Genomic DNA, 2,506 nt, shown 5'->3' with positions numbered 1-2,506 from the left:
TCGCTACCCATGGTTTACTGGATGATGTCAATGGTATTGATTATCCCGGTGCGATCGCATTAGCTCCTGACCAACCAGACCATGATGGCTTTCTGACCAGTGATGAAATTCTGATTGGTTACGGACTACCGGAAAAATCCTTATTGAAAGCAAAGTTAGTGGTTCTGAGTGCTTGTGATACTGGTAGGGGTGAGATTAAAGGGGAAGGGGTAGTTGGTTTATCCCGTTCTTTGATTGCCGCAGGTGTACCCAGTTTAGTGGTGTCCTTATGGCAAGTGCCTGATGATGATACGGCCAAGTTGATGAGGGAGTTTTATACTAATATTTATACTCACAAAATGGATAAAGCCAAAGCCATGCGAGAGGCGATGTTATCGATGCTCAATGATGAAGATGGTAATCCAGACCCGAAAGCTTGGGCGGCTTTTACTGTGATTGGCGAGGCGAGGTAGTTGGTCGGCAGTTGGTGGGCAGTGGCTACCAACCCGATGGCAAGGTTCGGAATCTGTCTAAGCCACTGCCCACCCTACATCAAATTCTACTGTTTGACCCGGTGGTGCGTTACGGGCCGGGCTGTTCCAAGGCTGACTACGAGGCGGAAAATGAGAGGGAGCCCGTCCTATCACGCACCCTACGCAACTACATCAAATTGGTGGGCAGTGGCTACCAACTTGATGGCAAGGTTCGGAATCTGTCTGAGCCACTGCCCACCCTACATCTATTCCCGATTCCCGATTCCCTACTCCCGACTCCCTATTCCCACATAATCAACGTCCCAAATCATGGAGGGCATTAATCGCTGCAGCACACTGTTGGGTCACAGCTTGCAATTCGTCTCGCTTACTGGAGCTAGGAGGATCAATCAGCTTACCAATGCGCACGGTTAAGGGTACAGACCGTGGCATCAAGGAACCTTTTTTAACAATTGCTTGACTTCCCCACAAGGTAACCGGTAGCAGTGGTGCTTGGGCTTGGGCTGCAATCCAGGCCGCACCAAGCTTGGGGTTATGAATGCGAGCATCCCGTGTCCTGGTGCCATCCAAATACACACCAACGGCCCAGCCATTGTCGAGGCAATCGAGAGCAGAACGCAGGGCATTCCGGTCTGGTGTCCCTCGTTTAACCGGGTAAGTACCATACAATTCAATAAACTGTTTCAGGACTGGCACACGAAACAATTCTTCTTTGGCCATAAAGGCTACTGGACGTCCCACACAATTGGCTAAAATCGGTGGGTCAAAGTCACTAGCATGGTTACTCACCACCACCAGTGGTCCCGACGTGGGTACGTGTTTAGCACCATAAATGCGACCCCGGAAATAGGTATGGATTAAGGGGCTAACCACTGACCACTTCAGGGCGTGATACAGCAGCAGGCTGGGCAATGGTTCGCGGCTTCTAGTCACTGAGAATTTATTGGTGGATTTGGATGGTTTGGTTTCTAGTTTACTATTTGGGGGAAGGCAACAGGGAATAGCGGATCTGGGAATAGGGAACAGCGGATCACCGCAACAGGGAAAAAATCTTGTTTACCTCACTACCGACTCCCTCGGTGCGCTTTCCGTTGGCGAATTAAATTCGCCACGGGTCGCACCGCTCCCGACTCCCTACTCCCGATTCCCTACTCCCTAAATTTCATCCCAACCACTGACCCCAGAAGACATCACATAACTAGTTACGCTAGCTTCAAAAAAGTTGGCTTTAGTATGAGCATCTTTTTTAGTATCAGAAAAACGCTCTAAGTGGCTGTAGGGACTCTTTTGATAGTTTTCGCCCTTGTAAAGGGGGTCTAATCCAATAGAACGTAACCTGATATTGGCGAGATACTTGGTGTAGTGCTCAGTACTCCGTTCGGTAATCCCTAAAATATCGTTACCAACAATATGATTAGTCCAGCGACATTCATGCTCCACTGCTGTGGCAAACATTTCATAAATTTGCTCACTGGAATAGGGAAATACGTCCATGGCCATGGGGATTAACTTTTGATAAAGGCGGACATGACTCAGTTCATCTCGATTAATCATTTTAAAAATGTCCGCTGAGCCTGGCATCAGCATCCTAGAGGCGAGATTGTAGAAGTAAATGAAGCCATTATAGAAGTACATTCCTTCTAATAAAAAGTCAGCCAGTAAGGAAACAAAATAGTTTTCTGGGGTGGGATTATCAACATACTTTTGATAGAAACTGGCGACAAATTCGCATCTATCCCTGAGCACTTTATCAGTGCGCCAGAATTCATAGACTTTACTTCTATGTTCAGTAGGGATAACGGTTTCAATGATATATTGATAACTTTGATTGTGCATCCCTTCCTGAGAAATTTGTTCCGCCATACACAGACTAACTTCTGGGGCAGTAATGCTACTTTTGATGTGAGGAATATTGCAGGTTTGAACGGAATCTAAAAAGGTTAAATAGGAGAGAATCCCATCATAAGCATAACGTTCTGCTGGCGTTAAATTGGAGTAATCTGTTACATCTTGAGTTAGGTCTAGTTTCTGGA

Annotated in this window: 5 protein-coding genes; 3 read left to right on the top strand and 2 right to left on the bottom strand. The window is 46.8% G+C overall.

The window, feature by feature from the left end; genetic code table 11:
• Both F6K20_RS33870 and F6K20_RS33865 read left to right on the top strand, forming a co-directional pair.
• Window positions 1-452: CHAT domain-containing protein (locus tag F6K20_RS33870; RefSeq protein WP_287297710.1), on the top strand; the 452-nt coding region annotated here is incomplete at its 5' end.
• A complete protein-coding gene (locus F6K20_RS33865) occupies window positions 416-796 on the top strand; it encodes a hypothetical protein (protein ID WP_287262778.1) in 381 nt (126 codons plus the stop codon). The genes F6K20_RS33870 and F6K20_RS33865, both read left to right, overlap by 37 nt.
• On the opposite strand, the gene F6K20_RS33860 is transcribed toward F6K20_RS33865, so the two are convergent.
• Complete coding sequence (locus F6K20_RS33860; protein WP_008185240.1) at window positions 768-1,406, bottom strand: lysophospholipid acyltransferase family protein; 639 nt, start codon at window positions 1,404-1,406, stop codon at window positions 768-770. The two genes, F6K20_RS33865 and F6K20_RS33860, sit on opposite strands and share 29 nt — an antisense overlap.
• Window positions 1,407-1,416: 10 nt before the next feature.
• Here F6K20_RS33860 and F6K20_RS33855 point away from each other — a divergent pair, with 10 nt between their 5' ends.
• Complete coding sequence (locus tag F6K20_RS33855; protein ID WP_287297708.1) at window positions 1,417-1,632, top strand: hypothetical protein; 216 nt, start codon at window positions 1,417-1,419, stop codon at window positions 1,630-1,632.
• On the opposite strand, the gene F6K20_RS33850 is transcribed toward F6K20_RS33855, so the two are convergent.
• Window positions 1,629-2,506 (bottom strand): ribonucleotide-diphosphate reductase subunit beta (locus tag F6K20_RS33850; RefSeq protein WP_287297706.1); only part of this gene is annotated, 878 nt, incomplete at its 5' end. The two genes, F6K20_RS33855 and F6K20_RS33850, sit on opposite strands and share 4 nt — an antisense overlap.

This window comes from Moorena sp. SIO2C4, from assembly GCF_010672485.1.
GTDB lineage: Bacteria > Cyanobacteriota > Cyanobacteriia > Cyanobacteriales > Coleofasciculaceae > Moorena > Moorena producens.
Note: the sequence above shows the minus strand (reverse complement) of the source record. Positions and strands in the feature narration are given on the sequence as shown.